Genomic DNA, 586 nt, shown 5'->3' with positions numbered 1-586 from the left:
GAGCAGCGGCTCGCCAAACACCCGCACCTGCCCGGAAGACGGCTGCAGCAGGCCCGCCGCCAGATTCAGCAACGTAGATTTGCCGCAGCCGGTCGGGCCCACCACGGAAACGAACTCGCCGGCCTGTACTTCCAGCGAGGTGTTTTGCACAGCGGTGTAGCGCTGGCCCGGCGTATCGGGCGAGATGAACGTGCAGGTGATCTGATCGAACGAAAGCGCGGGATGTGGCATGGTCTGCGGTCCAAAAGCAATGCGCCCGGGCGGAACCGGGCGCGTTGCTGAAAGCCTGTGGAAACTACTTGTACTTGGCGTTGGCCTTCTGCACGAAGGCATTGGTGAAGGTCTGGTCGAGCTTGATCTGCTTGCCCTTCACTTCCGCATCAAATTCCGACAGCGTGCGCAATGCCGTGGCAGGGCCGTCGGCCGGCATCGTCCCATCCGGAGAGATGGCCTCCCGCACCTTTTCCCACGCTGCCAGATACAGTGCACGATCGCCCAGCAGATAGGCTTCCGGCACCGTCTTGACGATGTCAGAGGGGCCCGCCTTCTGCAACCACTTGAGCGCGCGCACCATGGCGTTGGTCAT

2 protein-coding genes are annotated in these 586 nt (G+C 62.6%); both read right to left on the bottom strand.

Annotated features, from left to right (window positions below; translation table 11 throughout):
• Positions 1 to 231 (bottom strand): ATP-binding cassette domain-containing protein (locus D1614_RS28450; protein WP_119440516.1); only part of this gene is annotated, 231 nt, incomplete at its 3' end.
• Positions 232 to 295: 64 nt separating this feature from the next.
• A partial coding sequence (locus D1614_RS28445; protein WP_206610183.1) for a hypothetical protein occupies positions 296 to 586 on the bottom strand: 291 nt, incomplete at its 5' end.

The organism is Maribellus luteus (assembly GCF_003576475.1).
In the GTDB taxonomy this organism is placed as follows: Bacteria; Bacteroidota; Bacteroidia; order Bacteroidales; family Prolixibacteraceae; genus Draconibacterium; species Draconibacterium luteum.
The sequence above is the reverse complement of the archived record's forward strand: the minus strand, read 5'-3'. Positions and strand labels throughout refer to the sequence as shown.